This window comes from uncultured Leptotrichia sp. (assembly GCF_938036635.1).
Lineage (GTDB): Bacteria > Fusobacteriota > Fusobacteriia > Fusobacteriales > Leptotrichiaceae > Leptotrichia > Leptotrichia hongkongensis.
In genome coordinates this window covers 1-5,090 of record NZ_CALHQO010000166.1, presented here as the reverse complement: position 1 = coordinate 5,090, position 5,090 = coordinate 1, and the positions used below count along the sequence as shown (strand labels likewise).

Below are 5,090 nucleotides of genomic sequence, written 5' to 3'. Positions count from 1 at the left end.
AATTATACCTCATATTTTTATATTTTCAAAATTTTTACTTTTTCATCAAATTATTTTCCAAGAATTTCAATGCTTTTTCAACATCTTTCAAAGTAGCCAAATATTATGAATATTCTGTATGAAGTAGTAAATAATTTCAATTCCTTAAAAACTTGCTTTAATTCCAAGTCCTCCTCTTACGTTGTTACCTTTCGTATCATATCCCAAATTTGCAGTCACTCCCAATCCTTGATTTTGTATTCCGAAGTTTAAGTCAAGCTTCACATTTCCTTTTCTACCTTCCTTTTCGCTTCTCAAATTGTACCAGTCTGCATCGGTATAGGCTACTTTTACTCTATTCGAACCCATACTTCCAAGTTCTGTTTCATATGCTATTCCTGTTCCTAGTACTAATGTTGTATTTGCTGTCAGCGGCTGGACATATTTAAATTCCGTTCCTATTTCAGGCTTTGCTGAAAAATAATCATTTTCTTTTACTTTTAATCGTATATCTCCATTTTTTTCCTTGATCCTGCTAAATCTTCCATATTCCATATTCAATGCCCCATACGGTCTAATGCTTATTTTATCATTTAATCTTATTTCTTTTCCAATTTCGTTCCTCATCCCCAATCCGTATGAATAATAATTTGATTTTGCATTAAATACATTGTCTACAACAAGAAATCTTCTGTTCATGCTGTTTATTCCAAAAAAACCTTCTCCTGATACTGTCCATTTCAAATTTTTATCCTTGTCAAATGTGACCGTCTTAAACACTCCACCTTTGAACATCGTCTGATTTTCTCTTGACTTTCCTATATCTTTGAATTGAAAGTTATTATTCACTACTCCTGCATACCAACCTCTTGTATCGTCAGAATCTAAATCATTTTTATGAACATAAGCTATCCCATAAGTATTATTTTTATAATCAGTTATTCCTGCTGTATCTGTCTTATATTCATCTTTTGAACCAAACACTTTTATTCTGTCATTCTGTTCAGCTTCATCTTTTATCAAACCGTTTACTTCCCTAGTTACTGTATCTCCTGTTGTTTTTATCCTTGATTGAACATTCGCATACTGGTGCCCCATCATTTCGTCTACTGCTTGAGTAAATAATATCTCTTCATTATTTCCTATATTGTTTAATTTATTAAATAATTCCTTTTCAGAACCTTCTTTTTCCACTCCATATCTCCGTTCCAGTCCATCCAAAAAATTATACGTCTGTCTTGAATTTTCCTTATCCCCTGCAAACACTGTATATGGAACTTTTGCTAAATATATATCTTCTGTTCCGTTTGCATTCGCCGTCATCCCAGCCATCCAGGTAAGACCTCCTGAATACACATTCCATTCCTTTATTCCTGAATTCTGTATCATCCCTATGAAAGGAGATGTAATATTTTGTCCTAGCTGAATATATTTCTTATCAGTGCTCTGTGCCGCTTCAGTTCCTATTATCAAATCTGCCGACTGCATATTGGCAAGAGCTCCTAAATTATTAACAGGATTAGTTTTCGTTACTCCCGAGGTGTCCACATAAATACCCACTGATGAAACAGGATTTGAGACGTTTGATGAAGCCTTAGGATTAACTGTATTTACAAGTTGTATTTCCTGCGGTGTATTATTTAAGGTTATTGTCCCATTGGCAGTATTTATTTTTATTCTGTCTATTCCATCTGTTCCCATTGCTTTTTCAAGTCCTGTCGTTGTTTTCTTCTCAAGTATTGGCAACGCTCCGTTTCCTGTTGTGATATTCATGCTGCCGTAATTTTTTATGACAGCGTTCGACAGCACAAGTCCATAGCCGTTTGAAGCATCAATATTAATGCTTCCCTGGTTATTTAAAGTGCCGTTGACTACCGCTATTCCTATCTGTCCATTATTTCCTGTTCCTGTTGTTGTAATCGTTCCTGTATTTAGAGCTGTTGCTCCGTTATCTACATACATTCCTATATTTCTTGATGTTCCGCTTAATTCAATTGTTCCTGCATTTTCCGCAATAGAGCCATTTCCTGTAGCATACATTCCTACACTTCCAGGAGTTGTTACTTTTATTATTCCCGAATTTTTAACATATCCAAGTCCATCTTCATATCCTGCAGCCATTCCTATTCCAATATTTCCTACCGTTGACCGTGATACTGTTATTGTTCCTAAATTCTCTGCTACCTGTGGAGTTGTTATGGCATTTTTAGAATAACTGTAAATACCTACATTTCCTGTTCCTGAACTAAAATCTATATTTCCATAATTAATCAACTTTCCTGCTGTTATCAATCCGTAATTTTGATTCCCTGCTGATTTCAGATGATTATAATTTATAATATTTCCTGTTTTATCTGATGAATATAGAAATACAGAATTTGTATTTAATGTTACAAAGCCTGTATTTCCTGCATATCCTGTTACTATATTATTATTCTGACCTGTTGCAACATACCCAAATGAATTATTTCCAATAATGACTTTGTCGGTCTGACTGTTTAATACCTGATTATCGCCTGATAAAAGAACATTTACACTGTTGTTTCCTGTATTAAGTGCAGAATTCTGTCCTACAGATGTGTTTTCTCCAACTGCATATATTCCAACACTGTTATCTCCTGTAAGAATATTTCCTGTCACTTGCAATGTTCCATTTGAAACTGCTATCCCAACACTGTTTGTCGCACTTGACAAATCAATGTTACCACTGCTGTTGATAGTGGAAACTGCCCCGTTATTTGCAGCAAATATTCCAACTATATCCCTACCACCTGCAGCGGCTACTATATTTCCTGAATTACTTATACTTATATTTTTATTACCCCATATATTGTTTGCAGGAAGAACATTCACTCCATAAATTCCAACACTTTGAGATCCTACTTCTATATTTCCCCTGTTTTCTATTACGGAATTTGCTGAACCAAGCATCCCCACATTTCCTGTACCTGTCAATTTGATTGTTCCTGTTGTATCATTCGTTACAGTTCCATTGTCAGATAGCAAGGCTGTTGTATTATTTCCAGTGAAATTTATTACACCTTTATTTGTTACCTGAATAGCATTATTCCCTGATGAACCCACATAATTTGTCTGCCCTAAAATATAATTTTTATTTCCTGCAACAGTTGAACCTGAGATTGTATTCCCTGCATCAAGTGTAATATTTGACAGATTAAAGTTTGAACTATAAAACAAATCTGATGAATTATCCAAATTTACATTCTGTCTGATATTTAAATTTCCTGATGTTACTGAAGTATTCATAGGACTTCCTGCATTTAAATTAATTGGTGCCAGCAGCCATGGTGCTGTTTTCATATCATTTTCTGCAACATGACCCGCCCAAGGAAGCTGATATTCTGTAGACCATTGAGTCCAAGTCATAGCATAAGATGTACCTGTGCCTTGAAGAGCCTGTGCAACAGGTGTCTGAAACCATGTATTATTTGTAGCTGACATTGCATGGCTTCCCAAACGGCCGTATTCTGTAAGAGCCGCCACTTTCCCCGTTGATTTTGCCTGGTTTCCGATCATACGCATATCTCCTGCAACAAGATTAATCCAATTTGCTTCACTTTGACTTGCAGACTGCCAATACGCATCGTATCCCAGTACATCTATTACATCATCACCGGGATAATCTGCCATATATCTATTTAAATCACTTCCGCCTCCAAAATCACCGTTTGGTGCATATGCAAGAAGTATCTGATCTCTTACACCTGCCGCAACAAGCGCTTCATGAACACGTCTGAATGCAGCTTTTATTTTATTATGGGACTGATTTGGCTCTCCCCACCAAGGCCAATCTCCATTTTGCTCATGGAATACTCTTAATACCCAGGGAATAGGTGTGCCGTCAGGCGCTACTGCGAGTTTTGCAGTTTCAACGATTGTCTGTATCCATGTGTTAAACTGATTTGCATACGCCCCAGTCGAAGAAAACTGATCCAAATCTGGATTTCCTGTTTTATCATCACTTTTTCCATCGTGGTTATTTTCATATTTAGTGGGATTCGGAATTTCACTTGAAGCTGTAAAAATTGCTCCTAAGCTATTTGCTTTTTTTATATAATCTGCCATCAGCTGACTATTATTTTGTATGCTTTTTGTCCAGTGTGTTGGCTGTTCTCCAAAGTGCATTCCAATTACCGCGGGATATTTCCCCGTAACTGAATAAATATCTGAACTATAACCTGAAGAATTTTGTGGTGAAATACTTACATCAATTCCGTGCTGTTGTCCCATAATAGGTGTTCCTGCATTAGCATAATATTTAAGCGCATTCATAAGTTTTTGTCTTGATGTTAAATTTGTTGGAGTATAAGTTAAAGCAGGCATGGTTATCCCTTTTGTTCCCAGCGCTGTACCTGTCCCCTGTAAATCATTCACCATAATGACAGGCAATGTTATCGATGCTTTACTCTTATCAAATTCTACAGGTTTTGCAACAACGTTTAAATCAATATTTGGCATAAGCGTAGAAGTAGAAGATGCTTTATTCGATACAATAGGCTATTGCTCTATTTTTATATTTGCAATTCCATAATTATTGTCATTATTTCTATTATTTGGATTTGTCAGAGCCGAGTTTTTCATATTTTCGTTTTTCAAAGACTTTGTATAAGAATTATATGAATCGCTGTTTGGAGAAACTGTTCTTAAAAAAATATCATTACTTCTTTTATATACACCTTCATATTGATATTTATCACCTTTATCATTTTTCTCTTTGTATAATTTGTGCTGATTATTAAAAAAGTACTCAGTTTCATATTTTAAAGAATTATTTTTATTACTGTTTTTTATCATTTGATCAAGTTTTAAATCATTTTCTGATAAATTATAGCTGTTTTCTTTATGTTCTGATGTTACAGTTGTGTTATTTTTTCCATTTTTAAAAATAGTATTATCTTTAATGAATGAATAAATTTCGTCTACTGTATTTATATTCAATTCTTCTTGCAAATCATCTTTTTTATTATCAGATTCCTTTAAATTTTCGTTACTTAAGTACAAACTATTTTCTTTGCTGATATTTTCATTTATTTTGACCAAAGTATTTTTTTTTATACTATTTGTTTCAGCTAAAAGAATAGTTGAAACAC

General features: G+C 34.4%; 2 protein-coding genes. Both read right to left on the bottom strand.

Annotation, left to right across the window (positions count from 1 at the left end; all coding sequences use genetic code 11):
* Positions 1-144 precede the first annotated feature (144 nt).
* A complete protein-coding gene (locus tag Q0370_RS03200; RefSeq protein WP_299572046.1) occupies positions 145-4,458 on the bottom strand; it encodes a glycosyl hydrolase in 4,314 nt (1,437 codons plus the stop codon).
* Positions 4,459-4,497: 39 nt separating this feature from the next.
* On the bottom strand, positions 4,498-5,090 hold a 593-nt coding region (locus Q0370_RS03195), incomplete at its 5' end, for a hypothetical protein (protein ID WP_299572044.1).

What these genes read in the sequence shown, in the direction of transcription:
- Q0370_RS03200 (WP_299572046.1), bottom strand. Translation starts at nt 4,458, where the DNA reads ATGCCAAATATTGATTTAAACGTTGTTGCAAAACCTGTAGAATTTGAT.